At 41.5% G+C, this 21,370-nt stretch carries 15 protein-coding genes and 1 pseudogene; 7 read left to right on the forward strand and 9 right to left on the reverse strand.

The window, feature by feature from the left end:
• Positions 1–10 precede the first annotated feature (10 nt).
• A pseudogene (locus CZ367_RS16110) lies at positions 11–346 on the reverse strand (phage integrase SAM-like domain-containing protein); the annotation flags it as partial.
• Between the two features lie 387 nt (positions 347–733).
• On the opposite strand from CZ367_RS16110, the gene tig reads away from it, so the two are divergent.
• Complete coding sequence (tig, locus tag CZ367_RS01755) at positions 734–2,113, forward strand: trigger factor (protein WP_077195452.1); 1,380 nt, start codon at positions 734–736, stop codon at positions 2,111–2,113.
• Positions 2,114–2,572: 459 nt separating this feature from the next.
• Positions 2,573–2,917 carry an IS66 family insertion sequence element accessory protein TnpB gene (gene tnpB / locus CZ367_RS01760; protein WP_077195453.1) on the forward strand — a complete coding sequence of 115 codons (345 nt, stop codon included), beginning with the start codon at positions 2,573–2,575 and terminating at the stop codon, positions 2,915–2,917.
• A 675-nt stretch (positions 2,918–3,592) separates the two neighbouring features.
• Here tnpB and CZ367_RS01770 read toward each other — a convergent pair.
• The 7 genes from CZ367_RS01770 to CZ367_RS01800 all read right to left on the reverse strand — a co-directional run bounded on the left by CZ367_RS01770 (position 3,593) and on the right by CZ367_RS01800 (position 13,084).
• A complete protein-coding gene (locus CZ367_RS01770; protein ID WP_077195455.1) occupies positions 3,593–4,669 on the reverse strand; it encodes a hypothetical protein in 1,077 nt (358 codons plus the stop codon).
• Between the two features lie 42 nt (positions 4,670–4,711).
• Positions 4,712–5,437, reverse strand: a complete 726-nt coding sequence (locus tag CZ367_RS01775; RefSeq protein WP_077195456.1) for a hypothetical protein — start codon at positions 5,435–5,437, stop codon at positions 4,712–4,714.
• A gap of 38 nt (positions 5,438–5,475) precedes the next feature.
• Complete coding sequence (locus CZ367_RS01780) at positions 5,476–7,611, reverse strand: TonB-dependent receptor (RefSeq protein WP_077195457.1); 2,136 nt, start codon at positions 7,609–7,611, stop codon at positions 5,476–5,478.
• Positions 7,612–7,889: 278 nt separating this feature from the next.
• Complete coding sequence (locus CZ367_RS01785; protein ID WP_084793464.1) at positions 7,890–8,216, reverse strand: hypothetical protein; 327 nt, start codon at positions 8,214–8,216, stop codon at positions 7,890–7,892.
• 157 nt (positions 8,217–8,373) lie between these two features.
• On the reverse strand, positions 8,374–9,396 hold the full coding sequence (locus tag CZ367_RS01790; protein WP_077197329.1) for a S41 family peptidase: 1,023 nt from the start codon (positions 9,394–9,396) through the stop codon (positions 8,374–8,376).
• 71 nt (positions 9,397–9,467) lie between these two features.
• Positions 9,468–10,280, reverse strand: a complete 813-nt coding sequence (locus CZ367_RS01795) for a DUF3316 domain-containing protein (RefSeq protein ID WP_077197330.1) — start codon at positions 10,278–10,280, stop codon at positions 9,468–9,470.
• Between the two features lie 11 nt (positions 10,281–10,291).
• On the reverse strand, positions 10,292–13,084 hold the full coding sequence (locus CZ367_RS01800) for a DNA gyrase/topoisomerase IV subunit A (RefSeq protein ID WP_084793465.1): 2,793 nt from the start codon (positions 13,082–13,084) through the stop codon (positions 10,292–10,294).
• A 730-nt stretch (positions 13,085–13,814) separates the two neighbouring features.
• Here CZ367_RS01800 and CZ367_RS01805 point away from each other — a divergent pair.
• From CZ367_RS01805 to CZ367_RS01820, 4 genes are all read left to right on the forward strand, one after another.
• Positions 13,815–15,362, forward strand: coding sequence for a glycine--tRNA ligase (locus tag CZ367_RS01805; protein ID WP_077195459.1), 1,548 nt, complete (start codon positions 13,815–13,817; stop codon positions 15,360–15,362).
• A 9-nt stretch (positions 15,363–15,371) separates the two neighbouring features.
• Positions 15,372–16,043, forward strand: a complete 672-nt coding sequence (locus CZ367_RS01810) for a BamJ family beta-barrel-assembly machinery protein (RefSeq protein WP_077195460.1) — start codon at positions 15,372–15,374, stop codon at positions 16,041–16,043.
• A gap of 95 nt (positions 16,044–16,138) precedes the next feature.
• Positions 16,139–17,593 carry an MATE family efflux transporter gene (locus tag CZ367_RS01815; protein WP_077195461.1) on the forward strand — a complete coding sequence of 485 codons (1,455 nt, stop codon included), beginning with the start codon at positions 16,139–16,141 and terminating at the stop codon, positions 17,591–17,593.
• A 138-nt stretch (positions 17,594–17,731) separates the two neighbouring features.
• Positions 17,732–18,364: a DedA family protein gene (locus CZ367_RS01820; RefSeq protein WP_077195462.1), complete on the forward strand. Its 633-nt coding sequence runs from the start codon at positions 17,732–17,734 to the stop codon at positions 18,362–18,364.
• A 304-nt stretch (positions 18,365–18,668) separates the two neighbouring features.
• Here the strand turns inward: CZ367_RS01820 and CZ367_RS01825 are convergent, their stop codons facing one another.
• Positions 18,669–19,529: an enoyl-ACP reductase FabI gene (locus CZ367_RS01825; protein ID WP_077195463.1), complete on the reverse strand. Its 861-nt coding sequence runs from the start codon at positions 19,527–19,529 to the stop codon at positions 18,669–18,671.
• 610 nt (positions 19,530–20,139) lie between these two features.
• Between CZ367_RS01825 and CZ367_RS01830 the strand changes: the two genes are divergently transcribed.
• Positions 20,140–21,369 carry a site-specific integrase gene (locus CZ367_RS01830; RefSeq protein ID WP_077195464.1) on the forward strand — a complete coding sequence of 410 codons (1,230 nt, stop codon included), beginning with the start codon at positions 20,140–20,142 and terminating at the stop codon, positions 21,367–21,369.
• Position 21,370: the final 1 nt, after the last annotated feature.

Raw genomic sequence — 21,370 nt, forward strand, 5'->3', positions numbered from 1 at the left:
TCTCTCCTCAGTCTACTTTGCCAGATCAAAGAGAGGACGGTTAATAACCCCTTCACGAAAAGCCAAACGGCATACTTTCTTTACAGCTAAAGTCATCTTGCGATAATAACTCTGAGAATGACCATGCTTCCCACACTGTATTGATGCAAGCCGTCCAAGAAGTCCTCGGTTAATTGCCCAAAAGTAATGTCATTTGTGTGGTATCGCTCTTGGAGAAAGACTTGGAGGTGTTTCCTGAGCATATAGTAGACCGAGTGCCAGCGTTTCGAGATCTCCACACCGACAAGTTTCTTCTCTTCTTCTACCATTTGGTCGTATCGCTGTAAGAATGTTGTTCGCCCTGCATTGAGCCTTGAAACTGCTCCTTGATTTCTTTGGCAGAGAACTCTATTCCTCTATCACATAGAGTTTGATACGCTTTCTGTACGAAAAGGAGCAACTGCTCCAACTTTGGATTGGTAGTTACTGCTTCACGACTCTTACCGATTTGGGGTTAAAATATTTAAGGTCTTCTTTATTAAATCTCTACCTCTAACTGATAGTGCGTATCGCTTAAACTGGTACTACTTCTAATCCTAACTTCTTAAAAATCTTTTTTTTCTCCTTATATATATGGATTTATGCAAAATTTTAGCTACCTTTGCGCCTCGAAGTCGCTGAAGAGTTTTGGCTCTTGGGATAGGCTGTTACAATTTGAATTGATAATAAATAATAAACATATAATACTTCAAAGATGAAAATTTCATTTGAAAATCCCGACAAACTCAATGGTCTTATGACTATCGTTGTCGAAGAAGCAGATTACAAAGAAGATGTAGAGAAGGCTCTCAAAGACTATCGCAAGCGTGCTAATATGCCTGGTTTCCGTCCTGGACAAGTACCTATGGGTATGATTAAGCGTCAGGTTGGTCCACAAGTAAAGATGGATGCTATCAACAAGCTCTTGGGTGAGAACCTCCAAAAGTACATTGCTGACAATAAAATTCAGATGCTTGGACAGCCTATGGGCTCTGAAAAGCAAGAAGCAGTAGACATAGAGAAGGAAGCTCCTTACACATTTATGTTTGATATTGCTGTTGCTCCAGAGTTCAAAGCTGAATTGACTAAGAAAGATACTATTGAGTATTACGAAATAGAGGTTGATGATAAGCTCATCGATCAGCAAATAGAAATGTTCGCAAGCCGTGCAGGTCACTATGACAAGGCTGAAGAGCTCGACCCTGAAAAGCGTGATATGTTGAAGGGCGACCTCCGTGAGTTGGACGAAAACGGTAATACGCTTGAAGGTGGTGTTACTGTTGAAGCAGCTGTAATGATGCCACAATACATCAAGGTAGACGACCAAAAGAAGTTGTTCGATGGTGCTAAGTTGGGCGATATTATTACTTTCAACCCACGTGCAGCTTATCCTGAAAACGATGCAGAGGTTTCTTCATTGTTGAAGATTGACCGTGCAGAATTGGCTAACCACACTGGCAATTTCTCTTACCAAATCACAGAAATCTCTCGTTTCGTAAATGCAGAGAACAACAAGGAACTTTGGGATAGCGTATATGGTGAAGAGGCTAACATCAAGGACGAAAAGATGTTCCGCGATACCATCGCTGAAGGTGTTAAGAACCAACTCGTAGGCGACCAAGACTTCAAGTTTATTCAAGACATTCGCACTTATATGGAGAAGAAAGTTGGTGAACTTCAGTTCCCTGACGAACTCTTGAAGCGCATTATGTTGGCTAATAATCAAGATAAGGGTCAAGCATTTGTTGACGAGCACTATGCTCAAAGCGTGAAGGAACTCACTTGGCATCTCATCAAAGAGCAGTTGGCAGTGGCTAACGAAGTAAAGGTAGAAGATGCTGATGTACGTGAAAGCGCAATGCTTATGGCTCGTGCACAGTTCGCACAATATGGTATGAACAACGTACCTGAAGAGTACTTGAATAACTACGCTGAAGAAATTCTCAAGAAGCGTGAGAATATCGACCAGTTTGTTGAGGCTGCTCTCGACCGCAAACTCGGTGCTAAGTTGAAGGAAGTTGTAAAGTTGAAGAAAAAGAAGATTTCTTTGGAAGACTTCAACAAGCTCCTTGCTCCAGCTGAAGAAGCTAAGTAAGCAAAAATAAGATTACAATTATACAATAAGAAGACTTATTCAGAACTTGCCTATATATAAAAGGTGAGTTATGGATAAGTCTTTTTTCATTGCCTTTCTTACCTACTTTTTGTTTATTCTATGTCCATTTGATGCTTTAAAGTGATAGACATAGAAAAACTTTACCTACAAGCGAGTATTGTGGAAATATATCTATTACCGTACCTTTGTATCGAAATCAAATCAATAACAAATAGTCAGAAGACATTAAATGAACAAAAATATTTTGAAAGAAATGTTATGGCGAGAGTAAGGAAGAATAGAACAAATGGGAACAATGGCTTATTATTAACTTTGTCTTTTGTAATATATTGATAATAAGATAGTTGTATTTTGATTTTTAAAACATATATGGTAAGCATCCAATATTAGCCGCCTTTGTGTAACATTCTTGCTTTACTACCTTTGCCCGAAAAACTTATGTTTGTACTCAATGAAACAAATGTTTTTCGGGTTTGTTGCACTCCTGTGGACATGCGTCAGGGTATTCTTCGCCTGTCCCAATTGGTACGCAGCAATGACTTCAATCCTTCTGATGGTGTTGTCTACGTTTTCTACAATCGAGCCCGTAACCGAATTAAATTGCTGCACTGGGAACGCTGTGGTTTTGTCGTGTATCATAAACAGATGGCACAGGGTTGCCTGAGTCCTAAAATCATACGGGCGAGAGTTGGATTTTATGAACTTCGCTGGGACGAATTGGTACTCTATATTGAAGGTATAAATCCTAATTGCTACCGAAGAAAAAGATACAATAAATCTTAGTATTTTCTTGCCAGTGTCAGATATTTTTCGTAACTTTACATCGTATAAAGAACTGATAATGTGATGGATATGCCTTATAGTACAATGACATCTGACTACCATTCTCTCACTCGGGAAGCTGTTGTTAAACTTCTTGAGCAAAGGGATGCTGAGCTTAAGATTAAGGATNACTACCTGTTCTGTGGTAACAATGAGGGAGCAGAGAACAACGCCATCTTCTATACCTTTATGGCGTGTTGCAGGGAAGCAGGCATAGAGCCATACAAATGGATGAAGGAAGTTCTTTCAAGGTCCCTGCCAGATATGACGGAGGAGGAACTCACGAAAATGCTACCTTCAAACTTCAAATAACAAATAACCCTTATATGCTGCCAGACATATAAGGGTTATTTGTTGGTGTGAAAGGCGGCTAATATTGGATGCTTACCATATATGTTTCACCCTCCAATACATATATGTTTTGCCCTCCCAAAGTTCAACTTTGACCTTGTCAAACATATATGTTTGGCAAGCCAAAGATTGAAGTCTTATTTCAGAAAGATGATGTGGGGAAAAATAGAACAATAAACAAGGGTACCCCCATCTCGAGAAGTTTTAAAAAGTAAGGAGCATAAGTTAGCATTACAGACTTACGCTCCTTTTAGTTTTTTTTGTGTAATTTAACGCTTTTAGTTCTTAGAACCAGAAAGAAGAGCTATCGTGGTTTGGACGAGTACCTTCTTCGTTGAAGTAGAACTCGTTGAATGCCTTTTTCTCAGAAATGCCAAATACTGACATCAAAGTTTTCATAGAACGTTGCAATGATGCAGGAAGTTGAGCCATAGGCAATTCTTTTGCTTCATCCCAGTCGTCTACGTCAGTCTCTAATTCCTTTCTGTCAATGTGTACAACAACAGGGATAGAGATAGTAGGATACCACGCCTCGTTCTTCAATTGCTCCTCTGTTGGAGTAAAATCAGGTGCGTCGTATTCCTTGTCGTATTTATAGATAGAATCCTTTATCACGGTCTTGTGTGTGTGTTTACCCTTGCCGTTCTTTGCTTCCATCAACATAATATTGAGTGTGCAAGTGTGGCGACCATAGCCAAATGATAACATTCCCTTGAAACCGAGTGGGTTTTCCAATCCTGTACTCTTAGCTTCGTCAAAGTGCATTGTTTTGTTCCAAGGTGTTGGGTCTACATAGTCGTAGCGTACAAATTCGTGTTTCTTAGGATTGTCTAATGCTGCATCAAAGTCAGAAAGTGCCTTCAAGTCTTTTACAACAAAGAAGTGTTGGTATTTCTGGTCTTGTCCTTTTTCAATGAACTTTCCATTGATGTTGTTGCCATCTTTATCGAAATAGGTTAGAGTAATAGCATAGTAGCAAGCTGCCAGATCGTTCTGATATACATTGCTGCTCAATGCGTAAAGGTTCTTAGGGTTAGATTTGTCTGCTACCCACTGACCATCTACCATATTATAAATAAATTTCTGTGGACTGCCCATGTATTTACAGCTGTCAGGCAATGCGTTCTGATGGAAGTGAGGGAAGCCGTGCAAGTGGCCTTGATACAATTCTATTACTACCTTAGCAGGCATCACGCCTTCAATTTTCTTAGTTTCGTCCTTCTTTTGAGCTCCATCTTTGTTTTCCACTTCGTCCTTCTTAGGTTTTGGAAGATCGTCTTCCGAATTACAAGCTGTGAACGTTATGGCGAGTAACAACATTGTTGCAAGCAACATCATTGATTTGATAAGATTTTGTTTCATTGTTTTTTTTAGTTTGATAGTTAATGTTGATTTATAAATTACTTATTCTGCTATTTCTATTGGAAGGGTTACAGACAAGTCCCAAAGTGCCAAACCTTTTTGTTCTTTGCTTGGTTTGTAGAATGGTGACACAGAGCCGTCTTGGTTAAACTTAGAACTTCTACCTGCGTGCATCAACTCTACTTTGAGGTTGAAGTTCTTGTTTGATTGTACAAAACGCATAAAACCAAAGAATCCCATTGGGTTAGTAGCACCTATAAACTTGCCATTATAAGTGTCTGCGTATGTGTAGTCGTAAGGCAAGTTTTCTTTTTTACCTATACGTGCACCGTTCTCAAAGTACTCGAAGAAGTGTTGATGAATACGGTCTTGTTCATTGTCGAAGAATTGGTTGTTCATTATCTTTCCCTCTCGGTTGTAATAGTCTATTTTTAACGAATAAACCACGTCAGGGTTCTGCTTGATACTTTTCACATAAAAGCGGTCTTGACCAGCGTCCGAAGTTTTGAAATGCTCACCCTTTATCACCTCCCACACAATGGTTTGGGTTTTTCCTGTGGCTTCAAAATCTTCTTCGTGTGGCATTGCATCGAAAGTTTTTCCTGCCTTCAGTTTGCCTTCTACCAATGTGAAAACTGCCTTTGTAGGGTCTTCGTGAAGTTTGTTTTTGCCTTCATCTTCGGGTGTATCGGGGCTGCAGGCTGCAAATATTCCGATTGTGAAAATACCCAATAAGATGGGCAAAGTTGATGTCTTAATTCTTTTCATATTACGTTTTTATTTTTATAGTTTTACTTTTTGTTTCCTTAGAACTTCCAACCGAGTGTGAAGCGTATGTCTCTTCCTAAGTCGTGAGCGTAGTATCGGGCGCGGTTGGTGTATTCTTTATATTCCTTATTGAAAATGTTGTTGCCTGCAACATATATACTTAGCGTGTTATGGGCATCTATTTTCCATTCTGTTCCTGCCTCAAAGCCAAACAAACTGTAGGCTGGTGGCGCAAAATTGATGAGGTCTGTTGCTGCATCAAATCTGTTTTGGCGTGCCACAAATCTATGATTTACTTCTATCCAAGGCGTAAATCTTCCGCAAGACTTTGGTGTAAAGGTGAGACTATGCGTTAGTCGGAACGACGGAATGTAAGGTAGGTAATTGTTGGTGCGCTTTTCGTTTGCCCAAATCATAGCCGAAACAAAATGATAAGCCAATACAGGGAGCGGACGAATGGTAAAGTCTAAGTCTACACCACGAATAAAAGCATCTGTTTGCATATACTGGAAAAGTGGGTAAGTGCCCGAAATTACGGTTACATCTTGCCCTTTCATAGGGCAATCATAGATGTAGTTCTTCACCCATTGTAAGTAAGCGTCTATGCGAACATCAACGTATTTGCTTTTATAATCTGCCGAAGTTACCCACTTGTAGCTGTTTTCCGAATTCATAGTTGAGTCGCCACGCACATAACGTCCAGCACCCAACTCGCTTCCGTTGCTATATAGCTCAAAAACGTGGGGCGCACGCCACGCCAAACCTAAGTTGGAGGTGAGTATGAGATGCGGATTTATGTGGTAATGACCGCCTATGCTGTATGTGAAGTTTGCAAATGTGCGATGCCCACCATAATATTTTCCTGTGTAATCGTAGCCTGCAGCTTTGGTATCTTGCCAGTCGAAGCGCACGCCACCTTCAACTCCCCATTGGTTGTTATCATATTTTTGCAATGCGTAACTTCCAAGCAATGTTTCTGTATGATTAGGAATAATGGGTACAACGCCTGTTCCCTTCTCATTAGAATGGTCAATATTGGTGAGTTGCATACCTATTTCGCTCTGCCAAAAGCCATAATTCTTGCGCCATCGCAATTGATTTTGCAATGATTTAAGGTGCATACTCACAGCTGGAATGTGCGACAAGTTCATCCTTCGAATGCGATTTTCTTCTCTGTCGTCTGCCTGATAAGAAGCCATATAATAAAATCTTCCAAGTCGTTCCATATCGTAGAAGAGTTTTAAAGTTGCATTGGTGTGTACAACGTGTTGGAATGGGTAGTTGATATGGCGTGTGTATGGGAACACTTCCACAGGTTTTCCTATTGCAATACGCTCTGCCAACAAGTCTTTTTCACCCATTTGTGCATTGTAAAGCACACCCATCTTCAAGTCGTAACGACTGAAATAGCCTTCTATTCGAAGGTTATTGTGGCGATAACCCAAGGCTGTCGAGAAGTCAAACTCGCGTGTTCCTGTATTGTTCAGCAAGTAGTTGGGCGACCATTGGTCACCGCTGTTGGCGTATGTAATCTGTGTACGCCATGCCAACGATGGCAGAAAAGGCATTGAACCTTCAGCGAAACCCATCGTTTGATAGCGATAGCCATTCGAACCATACATTGCCGACAATTGTCCGCTCACACGTTCTTGTCCGTAGGGTAGGGCTTTCTGTTCCATTAGCACAATTCCTCCCAACGCTTCAGAACCATATCGCACACTTTCAGCTCCTTTGACAACCTCGATAGATTGTGCGCTGTTCTTGTCAACTTCGGGTGCGTGGTCAGCTCCCCATTGCTGTCCTGTTTGTCGAGCACCATTCACCACCATCAAAATACGATTGCCGTACATTCCGTGGATAACAGGTTTAGACACCGTTGTTCCTGTTTGGATAGAGCTAACACCACTCACACGTTCCAACATTGTGGCCAACGAAAGCCCCATAGCTCGTTTTATGGTTTCCTGATTGAGATTTGCACTTACCGAGTTGATGCTTGCTGTCTTGCGTGTAGTTGTTATTTCTACTTCTTCCAATAGATGTTCCCCCTGATTTATACTATCAGGAACTGCCGCTATACGTGTATTTACTTGCTGCGCATATCCTTGTAACGATGCACCAACAAGCAAGCCTGCAACACCCATTATGGTGTGCGCAAGTTTGTTCGTATGTTTCATTACGAATACTTAATAAGTTTTGTTATATTGTGAAATGCAATTATCCTTAACGTATGATGAATAAGCTTGCAATGAACTGTATAATAAGCAATTGCAAATGTTGTAGGTCACAGATATAACAAGCCAATAGTTTGTTTCATAGCGTTATAATTTTTACGACACAGCTATGAACACTCCATTTGTCTTGCATCTGTCTATGTCAACACAAACATACAAGTATTGCTAATAAACGTTATTGCGCTTATAGCTTTAAGAATAATATTAAAATGATTTTTACATTATGCCACTGAGGGAGGCGAATGGGCGTTTATCGAATAAATCGTTAGATAAACGGTTTGCTCGGGTGTGATATAATGTATGATGGGTTCGACGTTGATAATCGGCACATAAACTATTGTGCGTGCAACATCTGCCTTATGCCAAGTAAATTCACAGATAGAGCAAACAGACTTTATGGTATGCTTGGCTGTGGTTTGCTCTTTATCGTGATGATGATTTAACTCATTAAGATGCAAGTCGGCCATTTTGCACACGTTCGCTGTGATGAACACTAACAATAGTGCCCAAGCATAGAAAAGTTTGCGTGTCTTTGCCTTCTTCAACATCAGTTTTTTCTGTTAATTCTGTCTACTTTTTAAAATAAATCTGCTACAAATTTATAACTAATCGTTTAGAGAAAACGAATTTTATCCTAAAACTTAAACTAATTTAACGATGATTAGTATTGATGCATAAGTTGATTTTTTACACACCCACCCTTAATTATTGGGCGTTGATAAGCGAACGAGCAAACTCTATGATGGTATCTTTACCACGCTGAAAATCGTCTGCGGTAAGGCCAACTTTGTGTTCAGGAACGATGCCAAACTCAGTGAGCTGCTTATTCTTATCATACATTGGACACGCAGAAAAACGTATGCTCCACCCATTGGGCAATTCTGATGAGAAAGGAAGTCCTGCTCCGCCACCTGTACGGTCGCCCACAGTGGTTACATTAGGGCAACATTGCATATATTTCACAAATTCGTTGGCTGCTGAATACACACTTCTGTTGGTCAATACCACCACAGGTTTTTGCCATCTGATGCCTTTCCCTGGCTTCAAAGTTTGTACCTGCATTTCCGAAAAGTCGTTATGTCCCTTGCCTGTCTTATGTTGCATATAGCCAACGAGCAACTCCTTATTGGTAAAACGTGCTGCCAACTCCTCCGCATTTGTAAGTGCGCCTCCGCCATTGTTTCTTATGTCAATGATAAGAGCCTTGCAAGGCTGAAAATAAAACAATATATCGTCCAAATTGCCTGCACCTATGCCACGTTGAAAACTGCTACAATGCAAATAGCCTATGTTGTCATCAAAGATGGTATAGTCCATTCCGCTTGCTATAAGGTAATCGGTCTTGAGGTATTTTCTTATCAGCGAGTCCGAATAGTTCTGTGGATAATTCTCGTGCCACGACCAATAGCGTGCCATATTGAACGATGTATAAAGGTTTACGTGACCGTCTTTCAGTTCGGAAAGCATATTTGCCATTACTTCAAACTGTTGTTTCTCGCTCATATCATCGTCAAACTGCTTTGCGTAACGCTCTTTCACCTCGTTCCAATCGATGTTTTTCTGCTCAAAGAAGCAGTAATGCTCGTCCAAGATGGTCCATAGCGCTTCAAAGTTTCCACGTTTTGAGTCTTCAAACTCATCGTTGGTAACACACGAATTGAGGGTAAAGAGAGCAATAAATACGCCTAAGCATATTGTTGATAACTTCAGAACAGATAATAGTTTCATCTTGTACGTGCGATAGCGTAACGCATAAAGCATTGCTGATAACTTTAGAAAAGATGGCTGTTTCATAGTTGTTAAGGAATAATTTTAGTTATAGAAAACTTTCGCACAATGCCTATCATAAAGAGATTGCTCCACGTATGATATTTTAATCCGTTTATCTTTGCTTGCTGATAATCGCCAAGGTAGCCAAAGCGCAGTGTGGTGTGATGCAACGTACAGTCGAAAGTTAGCATCTGTCGCATTGATGGCGCACAACCGATGGTGGTCAATACGATGTTATGGTCGTAATTGCCCTTTGCAAACAATTCGTAATAGCTTTGTCCGAACTGAGGTGAGAACATCACACCTACAAGTGGTACTTGCGCTTCATAAGTGATTTGGAACGGGCGATTCCATAAACGGAACTCGTAGTTTGCAGCTATTGTAGGAGCAAGATTGAGGTTAGCGTAGCCTTGTGCTGGATTGTTGCCATTGCGAAGGTTGTACAAGAACCCAAGGTTAGCATCTATGCCTCCTCCAGCTTTCACCTTTAGCGAGCCTTGGGAGGTATCCCATTTGCCCAACTCATACAGCACATTGTATTGAAAGTTGTATGCTCCGCCTATTTCTTGGTTGTTATCGGCTCTGTTCTTTGTATATGCGAGGTGCGATTGATGCACCAATTCTCTCGAAAACTTCGTTCCGTTCTCTCTTATCGTGTGTGATAGGTAGCGCAACTCTAACCCTTTGTATTCTTCGGGCGAAAGATAGGTATCCAATTGGTTTACAGTTCCAATGCCCACCATTTGTGCATTGGTTATTATCTTGCCCGTGCGAAGGGTGTCTTGAGCCTGTGTACACAAACTCGTTGCACACAATAGTATCGTTAGAAAGCTATGTTTCATTGTTTTTATCATCATTCATCGCCAAATAGGTTTCCTTCTTTTGCGTGGTTGGTGGGGAGACCTTGGGCAAAATTGTTAGATTGGTCAGACTTGTCGGACTTGTCGGACGAGTCTGATGCCGCAGGTGAAGCCTCTGTGTCGGGGGTGTTTTCTTCTTCCACAGGTTCTGGAAAGCGGATAGGTTCAAGCTCTGTTACCTTGCTTACTTTAAGCGTAGTAATACGTTTTCCCTTCGCTTTATAGCCCTTGACACCTACAAACTGTTCGGCATCAATCTCCTCTTTGCCCTTTGCAGCATCGCTTCCACCGTATGTAACCTCAATGCGTGGATACACCTCGTCGGTAAGCAAAGCCCATTTAGATGAAGGATTGTCGCCCACAAAACTTTGATGACGGATGGTCTTTTCCATTAGGAAACGCTTTAAATAAGCAAATCCTTGATTGTCAGCATCAAATATGACGGCTGTCCACGCCTTTTCGGGATCAAATTTCTCTATCTTTAGGATATTGTCCTCATAGTGGTTGGAAGTGTCGAACGTAGTTGTATAAAATTCACCATTGTCTAACACTACCAATATCTTGTCGTTGTCGTTAAATTCGCCGAGCAATTCGCCCTGTTCCTCGTAGTTGATGCGATTTACATCAGGGTCGAACCACACCTTGCGACCGCCCAATGTTGAACCGCCGTGGCTCTTTAGTGATATACGATGTACTTTTTCTTTGGTCAGAATATTACCCTTTGCACCCTTACCCTTGATAAGAATTTCGGAGAAGTTGCGTTCAAATATCTGAACCTGTCGTTTCTTCTTCGGGTCGTTCTCAAGTGTAACCTTTATCACTTCAGCCTCGCCATTAGGATTGGCTGTGAAATAAAGCACACGTGTGCCGGGTTTGCCACTTGTAAGGTCGTATTCTCGGTCGCGTGTTACGGTTGGAATGTCGAAACGCTTTATGTAGTTGATGCCGTTTTGTCCATCTCGATACACCATATTATATATAGTGCGACGGTCGTTTTTCTTGTACACTTGTATGTGCTGTACGTTTTTGCCAACAAATACCTTGTCGGCAATGCGCACCACCTTAAACTTTCCGTCCTTGTAGAACACGATAACATCATCGAAACTTGAACAGTTTTCTACAAATTCAGCCTTCTTCAGGCCTGTACCCATAAAGCCTTCTTTGGCATCGAAATAGAGTTTTTCGTTTGCCTCCACTACCTTTGAAGCCACAATGGTATCAAAACTCTTTATTTCGGTACGACGTGGGTGGTTCTTTCCGTATTTCTCCTTCAAGTGTTTGAACCACTCTATCGTTACACGAACCATTTCGCTAAGGTCTTTGTCTATATCTTTTATCTCGGCTTCTATCTTCTCTATCAGTTCGTCAGCCTTATCCTTATTGAACTTCAAGATACGTTGCATCTTTATTTCAAGCAGGCGCAGAATGTCCTCACGGGTTACTTCGCGAATGAAGCTTGGCTTATGAGGTTCGAGACGTGAGTCTACAAACTTCACTACCTCGTCCATATCCTTCGAGGTTTCAAACTTTCGTTCCTTGTAGATGCGTTCTTCTATGAAGATGCGTTCCAACGAGTTGAAGAAAAGCTGTTCCAAGAGTTCGCCCTTGCGTATCTCCAATTCCTTTTGCAACAATCCTTTGGTGTGCAGAACCGACTGTTTCAGCACATCAGACACAGTTAGGAATTGTGGTTTCTTATCCGCTATGACGCAGCAATTAGGTGATATAGATATTTCGCAGTCGGTAAATGCGTAGAGTGCGTCCATCGTCTTGTCGCTTGATGTACTGGGGGTGAGGTGCAATTGTATCTCTACCTCTGACGCAGTCATATCCTCCACCTTGCGGATTTTTAGTTTCCCCTTCTCAATAGCTTTGGTTATCGACTCTTGTATGGTGCTTGCCGTTTTGGTAAAAGGTACTTCACGTATAACAAGGGTCTTGTTGTCTATCTTTTCCACCTTGGCTCTTACCTTGAGCGAGCCACCTCTCTGTCCGTCGTTATATTTAGATACATCGATGCTACCCCCTGTCGGAAAGTCGGGATAAAGCTCAAAAGGCTTGTCTTTCAAGAACTTTATGGCGGCATTGCAAATGTCGTTAACGTTGTGAGGCAAGATTTTAGAAGTCAGTCCTACGGCTATTCCTTCTGCTCCTTGTGCTAAAAGGAGTGGAAACTTTACAGGCAACGTAATAGGTTCTTTGTTGCGTCCGTCGTAAGAGAGTTGCCATTCGGTGGTTTTAGGGTTAAAGACGGTTTCCAACGCAAACTTAGATAAGCGCGACTCTATGTAACGAGGAGCAGCCGCACGGTCGCCCGTAAGAATGTTACCCCAGTTGCCTTGGGTGTCGATAAGCAAGTCTTTCTGTCCCATCTGCACCAACGCATCGCCAATAGAGGCATCGCCGTGAGGGTGGAACTGCATAGTATGTCCCACGATGTTTGCCACCTTGTTGTATCGCCCATCGTCCATTCGTTTCATAGAGTGGAGAATACGGCGTTGCACAGGCTTTAGTCCGTCCTCAATGTGTGGAACAGCACGCTCTAAGATAACATAACTGGCATAATCTAAAAACCAGTTTTTGTACATTCCCGATAGGTGTTTCACAGCCGAGGCATCAAATTTATCGGCAGGAACATAGTCCGAACTCCCCACTTCCGTAGCAAGTTCTTCGTTCTCTACCTCTTCATTATCAGCTGTTTCACGGCTGTTTTCGCTTTCGGTAGCGTTGTTTTTTGAGGTCAATTCTTCCTCTTCGTGCTTATCTTTTATCTTATCGTCGTCCATAGCGTGGGATAGTCTTTATTTTTAAGGTTCAAAGTTACGAAAAAAAACTCAAAATGCCAAAATTAAGGCATTAAAGCCAAATATTGTGTTGTTGCAGTTTTGTCAGACCTGCCCGACTTGTCTGACCTGTCTGACCCGTCCGACTGGTCTGACTGATCTAATGACGATTTGGGTTTAACCATAACCCCCTTTAACTCCTCTAACTTGTTGATAAAAGGAACGAATTTAAACAGAGATGTGTACAAAGAGTAGCCCAACGGACGGGGGTGGCACTTGTTCTATTTATAACCTCCCTATCTTTCGTTTCTCAACCATCAATCTTTGGCGTGCAAAACATATATGTTTGGCATTGTCAAAGTTGAACTTTGAGGCGGTAAAACATATATGTTTTGGGTGGTGAAACATATATGTTTTGGAACGCTTGCGTAAGTGGTTTATAATCAGATAGTTGAAAGATGATATTTTCTTCGTTTAGTGTTAAACAGTGATTGTTCTATTTTTCCTTTTGTTCACCTTGTGCTTTTCGGTGGATAATATACTTTTGTGCGCTATTCTTTCAAGAAATCAACTTTAATAGATAGAGGAAGTAAAAGTGAAAGATATTTAACTTTTTTGTTCTGTAACTTGTGGATAAACAAACTTTCACCTCTTTTATTAATATTATTCCATTAAAAAGCAGTAACTTTGTGGCGAATTTTTTGAATTTAAAAACTTACGTAAAAGATATATTATGGCACAAGAGGATGTATTCAAGAAGATAGTAAGCCACTGCAAAGAGTATGGCTTTGTCTTCCCAAGTAGTGATATTTATGATGGTTTGGCAGCAGTTTACGACTATGGTCAGAATGGTGTTGAACTGAAAAATAACATCAAGCAATATTGGTGGCAATCAATGGTGTTGTTGCACAACAACATTGTTGGAATAGACTCTGCTATCTTTATGCATCCTACAACGTGGAAAGCCAGCGGACACGTTGATGCTTTCAACGACCCATTGATTGACAACCGCGACTCGAAGAAGCGTTATCGTGCTGATGTGCTGATAGAAGACCAGTTGGCAAAGTACGAAGAGAAGATGGATAAGGAGGTGGCTAAGGCGGCTAAAAAGTTTGGCGACAGCTTTGATGAGGCTAAGTTCCGTGAAACCAATCCACGTGTGTTGGAAAACCAACGTAAGCACGACGAACTTCACGCACGCTTTGCCGAGGCTATGGAGTCGAACAATTTGGAAGAGTTGAAGCAAATTATCATTGACGAAGGCATTGTTTGCCCTATCAGTGGTTCGAAGAATTGGACCGATGTGCGCCAGTTCAATCTTATGTTCTCTACCGAGATAGGTGCTTCGGCCGACTCTGCAAGCAAGATTTACCTCCGCCCTGAAACCGCTCAAGGTATTTTTGTAAACTTCTTGAATGTACAGAAGACGGGTAGAATGAAACTTCCATTCGGTATTGCACAGATAGGTAAGGCTTTTCGTAACGAGATTGTGGCTCGTCAGTTTGTATTCCGTATGCGTGAATTTGAGCAGATGGAAATGCAATTCTTCTGCCAACCAGGTACAGAGATGGAGTGGTTCAACTACTGGAAGCAGTATCGCCTTGCTTGGCATCAAGCTTTGGGAATGGGCAATGACAACTATCGCTACCACGACCACGAAAAGTTGGCACACTATGCTAACGCTGCAACCGACATTGAGTTCCGTATGCCATTCGGTTTTAAGGAAGTAGAGGGTATTCACTCACGTACCGACTTCGACCTTTCGCAACACGAGAAATACTCAGGTCGTCAGATTAAATATTTCGACCCTGAACGCAACGAAAACTATACACCATACGTGGTGGAAACATCTATCGGTGTAGACCGTATGTTCCTTACAGTGATGTGCCACAGCTATACAGAGGAACAGCTCGAAAATGGTTCTACACGTGTAGTATTGCGCTTGCCTGAACCATTGGCACCTGTAAAGTGTGCAGTGCTTCCATTGGTGAATAAAGACGGATTGCCTGAAAAGGCGCAAGAGATTGTGAACGATTTGAAGTTCCATTTCAATACTACCATCGAGGCAAAGGATACCATTGGCAAGCGTTATCGTCGCCAAGACGCTATCGGAACACCATTCTGTGTTACCGTAGATGGCGATACACTGAACGATAACTGCGTAACCTTGCGTCATCGTGACACAATGGAACAGGAGCGTGTGCCTATCGCTAAGTTGCGTGAGATTATTGAAGACAGAGTGTCAATCACTTCTGTGCTGAAGAAATTGGACGTGAAGTAATTTATAAATATGACTTACAATAAAACAAAAACCACATTGCAGCGCATTATCTGTGCTGCAAGTGTGTTGCTACTATTGTGCGCAACGGTGGGAGCATTCACTTCTTGCTCGGACGACGACAAAGAGATGGGCGAGTTTGCCGATTGGAGAAACAGGAATGATAAGTATTGGAACGACCTATACACCCAAACCAAGCAGAAAATAGCTAATGGAGACAAGTCGTGGGATATAATTCTGAACTACACTTATCAGAACCAAAAATCAACACAAGGTGAATTGACTTATTCTCCAGAACGATACATCATTGTGCATAAATTAGAAAATGGTACAGGTTCGGGTACGCCTTTGTACACCGATTCTGCATTGGTACACTACCAAGGACGAATGATACCGTCTGAAAGCTATACAGGTGGCTTTGTCTTTGATAACAGTTGGGGAGGTTTGACCTTCAATCCTAAAACTTCAAGACCACGCCAAGTGTATGTGGGAGCTATGGTGGACGGATTTGCAACTGCACTTCAGGCAATGCATATCGGCGACAACTGGGAGGTTTACATTCCTTATCAGTTGGGCTATGGCTCGGTTAAGCAGAATGAAATACCAGCTTTCTCAGTGCTTATCTTCAATCTTCGTCTACATTCTTATTATCGTGCAGGAACAAAAGTTCCTGATGTAATTTAGAATATTTCGGTTCGCATAACACTAAATCACCATTTTAAAGAGGTGTCATTTAGTGTTATGCGCTTTCTTATATTCAGGTCAACATTTTAAAGTATATGGTATTTAGCAAGGCTATAACCGATGCGCTCTTAGAAAAGATAAGGAGTGGCGAGGCCATGTCGACCCAAGAGAAGCTCAACTTGATAGTTCAGTTGAGTATTCCGTCCATCTTAGCGCAGGTAACGTCTGTGCTGATGTTTTATATTGATGCCTCTATGGTAGGCTCATTGGGTGCTGCTTCCTCGGCTGCAATCGGTTTGGTAGAACCTGCCACATGGCTTTTTGGGTCGCTTGTAGCTGCTGGAGGAATGGGCTTCTCGGTGCAAGCAGCCCACTTTATTGGGGCTAACGACTTTGAGAAAGCACGCTCTGTGATGCGACACGGCTATATTTTCGGCTTGGCATTTAGTTTTTTGCTGATGGCAATTGCAGCTTTGTTGGCGTTTCCGTTGCCTCGTTGGTTGGGTGGAGGTGCAGATATACAGTACGATGCTTCAATGTACTGCCTTATCTTTTCGTTTGCTGTGCCGTTCCACATGGTGGAATACCTTTCGTCAGCTATGCTTAAAGTGTCTGGCGATATGCGTCATCCCAGCTTTATAGCTGTGATGATGTGCGTGTGCGATGTGGTTTACAACTTCTTTCTCATCTTTCCAACCCGCGAGTTGACCGTGTTTGGCGTTTCGTTCAATGTGTTTGGATTTGGCTTAGGTGTGGAGGGCGCAGCTTTGGGAACAATGCTTTCATTTGTAACAGCTGCTATTCCTTTGGCTTATTTTGCCATCTATCGCAGTCCAATATTGGCGTGGCGATTAGATACAAAACGCTTTGTTTGGGTATGGGAGTACGTTGTACACGCTGTAAAAATAGGTGCACCGATGGCTTTACAATACCTTCTGATGAATGGCGCACAGGTTATTTCGACGATGATAGTTGCTCCATTGGGCAATTTTGCTATAGCTGCCAACTCGTTTGCTGTAACGGCTGAAAGCCTTTGTTATATGCCTGGGTACGGTATTGGTGATGCTGCAACAACCTTGGTTGGACAAAGCGTGGGCGCAAAACGCCGTGAACTCTGTCGTAGTTTTGCTTATATGACGGTTGGATTGGGAATGGCTGTGATGGCATTGATGGGCGTTGTGATGTATATCTTTGCACCTGAGATGATTGGAATGTTATCTCCTGTGGCTGAAATACGTGAGTTGGGTGTAGCTGTGTTGCGTATTGAGGCTTTTGCAGAACCATTCTTTGCCGCTTCTATCGTTGCTTATAGCGTATGTGTGGGTGCTGGTGATACCTTCAAACCATCGTTGATAAATCTTGGATCAATGTGGTTTGTGCGTCTGACGTTGGCATACACCTTGGCTTCTACCTACAGATTGCAAGGTGTATGGTTTGCTATGGCAGTAGAATTAACCTTCCGAGGAACGTTGTTCTTAATACGTATTTTCCGTGGACGATGGATGAATAACATTGCAGATCAGTCGCAGAAGGAAAGTATAACAGCATAGAACATTAACAAATAAATGACATTTTTCGAACAAGTAAGTAATATGTTTAGCGTGTATAAACAACATTTCAGAACGTATAAACGATATGTTTAGAGCATATAAATAAATATTTTTAGAACAAGTAAATAACATTTTAGTATGACTTGGTTTTCATCTTTATTAGACACACTTAATTATTGGACAATCTTTCTTGGAATGTACATTGAGGGAACGGTTATTCCTTTCCCTTCCGAACTTATTGTTGCACCTGCAGCCTATCATGCTGCGGCAGGTCATTTAAATATTTTCGGTGTAGTTATCATTGCAACTTTGGGTGCAGTAGCAGGTTCTACAACCAACTATATTGCAGCTTATTTCCTTGGCAGACCTATTATTTATCGCTTTGTTAATAGCAAATTGGGTGCATTGTGTCTACTTAACGAGGAGAAGGTGCAGAAGGCTGAGAAGTATTTCTACGACCACGGAGTTATTGCAACATTAACGGGACGATTGATACCAGGGATTCGTCAGATTATTTCGGTGCCTGCTGGCTTATCCAAAATGACGTTTTGGAAGTTTTTGCTTTATACTTTTATTGGTTCAGGTTTGTGGAATTGTGTTTTAGCAACCTTGGGTTGGTATCTTCATTCTATTGTTCCAGAAAGCCAACTGACCCAAAAGATAGAAGAATACAATGCTTATATAAAGTATGGCATCTTGGGTATCGTAGCTGTTGTAGCACTCTATTTCCTTATAAAGCATTTTGCAAAGAAACAGAAGTCTGCAGAGTAATGCGTAAAGAAGGTTGAAGGAGAGTAGGACATAAGTCTACTTAGAACTTCTTTAAGCATCGTTAGAATATGATAAAAGCATTACATAGTAGACTCTCAAAAATGCGATGTCGCCTTTTTGAGGGTCGACTCGCTAAACGTCTTCAAAAACAACTAAAAATAGCTCAAAATAAGCTCGCAAATCTCGAAGAAGTCTAACGACCGATTTGGGTTTAAAGACATATCCATCAAATAAAAATAGAGCAGAACCTCTTCATCAAGGTTTTGCTCTATTTTTTTGTGTTATGACGATTTATATCGTCGTATTATCCGTAGATAATATTACCATTTTCGTCTAAAAATTCTTCGTCAATACCCTTCTCATAAGTAGTCATTGCACGAAGACTCATACCAATATTAGAGAAACCACCATCGTGATAGAGGTTCTGCATTGTTACCTTCTTGGTCAAGTCGGAGAACATTACGATGCAGTAGTCTGCACATTCGTCAGCCGAAGCGTTGCCTAATGGCGACATACGGTCGGCAAAGTCGAAGAGCTTATCCATACCCTTTACGCCCTGACCTGCGGTGGTCATTGTAGGCGACTGCGAAATGGTATTGATGCGTACATTCTTTTCACGACCATAAATATAGCCAAAACTGCGTGCAATACTTTCCAACAATGCCTTTGCATCTGCCATATCGTTGTAACCAAAGAAGGTGCGTTGAGCTGCTACGTACGAGAGTGCAAGGATAGAACCGTACTCGCTGATAGCGTCAAGCTTCTTTGCGCTCTGTATCATTTTATGGAACGATACTGCCGAGATGTCAAGTGTTGTATTGAGCAATTTGTAGTCTAAGTCGTCGTAAGTCTTACGTTTACGAACGTTAGGCGACATACCAATAGAGTGTAATACGAAATCAATCTTTCCACCTAATATCTCCATTGAGCGACTGAATACATTCTCTAAGTCTTCTACACTTGTAGCATCTGCTGCTATAACTTCACAATTCAATTTCTCTGCCAATGCGTTTACAGTTCCCATTCTTACGGCTACTGGGGTGTTGGAAAGTGTTATCACTGCTCCTTCTTCTACAGCCTTTTCGGCTACTTTCCACGCAATTGACTGTTCGTTGAGTGCACCAAAAATGATGCCTCTTTTACCTTTTAATAAGTTGTAACTCATATCTTTTCTTCTAAAGTAGGTTTCAAAGGTACAACAAATAGTTGAGAAAGGAGGACAAGTGGTATATATTTTAGGAATTTAAAACCTTTCATACCTTGTTCACGTGCATCTTATTACTATTTTTATTCTATGGTTATCGTGGACGCTTGTTACCTTTTAAAAGCGTTATATTATTGTTCTATTTTTCCTCGCATCATCTTTCAGAAATAAAACATCTATCTATGGTGTGCAAAACATATATGTTTGGCATTGCCAAAGTTCAACTTTGAGGTGGTAAAACATATATGTTTTGGGTGGTCAAACATATATGTTTCGAATGCAACTAATCAAGGAAAATGAAGAATTATCGTATAATGCGAAAACTATCTGATAATGAGTGAGAAATGGAGTTAACTGTATAGAAGTGCGCTGATTGAAAAGAGCAGAAATATGTAGATTTGTGCAGAAGTTCAGTTACTAAATCATTACCAAGATTGGGAATAGGTAACTAAATGCAGATATAGGTAACTGAAATTATTTGGTTCGTGTGTTTGTTGCTTTGGTCGGCAGTTTTCTGCATAAGTAAAGAACGCTTTAATTCGGGTAACTTTGCCCATAAAGATTAAAGCGTATGAAAACAGTAAAGATGAAGGTGTTGCTCTACCTCAAAAAGAGCGGTATGGACAAGTCGGGTAAGGCTCCCATCATGGGACGTATCACGCTTGGAAGGAGTATTGCGCAGTTCAGTTGCAAACTGTCTTGCAACCCCGATTTGTGGAATCCCCGTGAAAGCAGAATGGACGGAAAGAGTCGTGAGGCAGTGGAAGTGAATGCCAGATTGGAAAGTCTGCTGCTATCCGTCCAAACAGCCTATCAGTCTCTGCTATCCAAAGATTGCCCATTTGATGCAACTGATATAAAAGAGGAATTTCAAGGAAGCGTTCAATCTAAGTGTATGCTTATTGAAAGACTGGATAGACTCATCAAAGAGAAAGAAAACCATATAGGCATTGACATAAAGGGACAAAGCATATTTGGCTACCATTCCACTCGTACCCATTTGCAGAACTTTATAAAAAGTAGGTATAAGGTTTCTGATTTGGCTTTTTCACAGCTTACTGAGCAGTTCATCTACGACTTCCAACAATACTTTATGGGTATTTGTGGGTTTCAGGAAAGTACGTTCTATAATGCCGCTACCCATCTGAAAACGGTATGCAGATTGGCTTATCGTGAAGGATTAGCCGATATTTTATTGTTTGACAAAGTCAAGGTAAGCAAAGGCGACAAGAAACTACCCAAAGCTCTTGACAGGTGTTCGCTTGACAAACTAATGAACATACAGTTTGGAGAGTTGGAGGAAGAAATGGAAACCGCAAGGGACTTGTTTGTCTTTGCCTGCCATACGGGTGCAGCCTATTGCGATTTGATGGAGTTAAGCAGGTTGCATCTTGTCCGTGATGACGAGGGAAGTCTTTGGCTGAAGTTCAACAGGCAGAAGACTGGAGTACTTTGCCGTATCAAGTTGTTGCCCGAAGCCATCAGGATAATAGAGAAGTATCGAAGCAATGAAAGGGAAAGCCTATTGCCACAGATGAAATATGCCACCTATCAATCGTATCTTAAAGCATTGCGCCTAAGAGCAGGCATAGCCTTTCCCTTTACCACGCATACGGCAAGGCATACCTTTGCCACGCTCATTACCCTTGAACAAGGCGTACCGATAGAAACGGTAAGCAAGATGTTGGGGCATAGCAATGTGAGTATGACCGAGCGATATGCAAAGGTTACGCCACAAAAACTATTTGTGGAATTTGAGCGTTTCCTTTCTTTCACGGAGGATATGCAGATGAGTATTTAGC

The sequence above is a fragment of the Prevotella ihumii genome (assembly GCF_900155655.1).
GTDB lineage: Bacteria > Bacteroidota > Bacteroidia > Bacteroidales > Bacteroidaceae > Prevotella > Prevotella ihumii.

Coding starts and splice junctions, on each gene's coding strand:
- tig (WP_077195452.1), top strand. CDS start 734: ATGAAAATTTCATTTGAAAATCCCGACAAACTCAATGGTCTTATGACT.
- tnpB (WP_077195453.1), top strand. CDS start 2,573: ATGTTTGTACTCAATGAAACAAATGTTTTTCGGGTTTGTTGCACTCCT.
- CZ367_RS01770 (WP_077195455.1), bottom strand. CDS start 4,669: ATGAAACAAAATCTTATCAAATCAATGATGTTGCTTGCAACAATGTTG.
- CZ367_RS01775 (WP_077195456.1), bottom strand. CDS start 5,437: ATGAAAAGAATTAAGACATCAACTTTGCCCATCTTATTGGGTATTTTC.
- CZ367_RS01780 (WP_077195457.1), bottom strand. CDS start 7,611: ATGAAACATACGAACAAACTTGCGCACACCATAATGGGTGTTGCAGGC.
- CZ367_RS01785 (WP_084793464.1), bottom strand. CDS start 8,216: ATGTTGAAGAAGGCAAAGACACGCAAACTTTTCTATGCTTGGGCACTA.
- CZ367_RS01790 (WP_077197329.1), bottom strand. CDS start 9,396: ATGAAACTATTATCTGTTCTGAAGTTATCAACAATATGCTTAGGCGTA.
- CZ367_RS01795 (WP_077197330.1), bottom strand. CDS start 10,280: ATGAAACATAGCTTTCTAACGATACTATTGTGTGCAACGAGTTTGTGT.
- CZ367_RS01800 (WP_084793465.1), bottom strand. CDS start 13,084: ATGGACGACGATAAGATAAAAGATAAGCACGAAGAGGAAGAATTGACC.
- CZ367_RS01805 (WP_077195459.1), top strand. CDS start 13,815: ATGGCACAAGAGGATGTATTCAAGAAGATAGTAAGCCACTGCAAAGAG.
- CZ367_RS01810 (WP_077195460.1), top strand. CDS start 15,372: ATGACTTACAATAAAACAAAAACCACATTGCAGCGCATTATCTGTGCT.
- CZ367_RS01815 (WP_077195461.1), top strand. CDS start 16,139: ATGGTATTTAGCAAGGCTATAACCGATGCGCTCTTAGAAAAGATAAGG.
- CZ367_RS01820 (WP_077195462.1), top strand. CDS start 17,732: ATGACTTGGTTTTCATCTTTATTAGACACACTTAATTATTGGACAATC.
- CZ367_RS01825 (WP_077195463.1), bottom strand. CDS start 19,529: ATGAGTTACAACTTATTAAAAGGTAAAAGAGGCATCATTTTTGGTGCA.
- CZ367_RS01830 (WP_077195464.1), top strand. CDS start 20,140: ATGAAAACAGTAAAGATGAAGGTGTTGCTCTACCTCAAAAAGAGCGGT.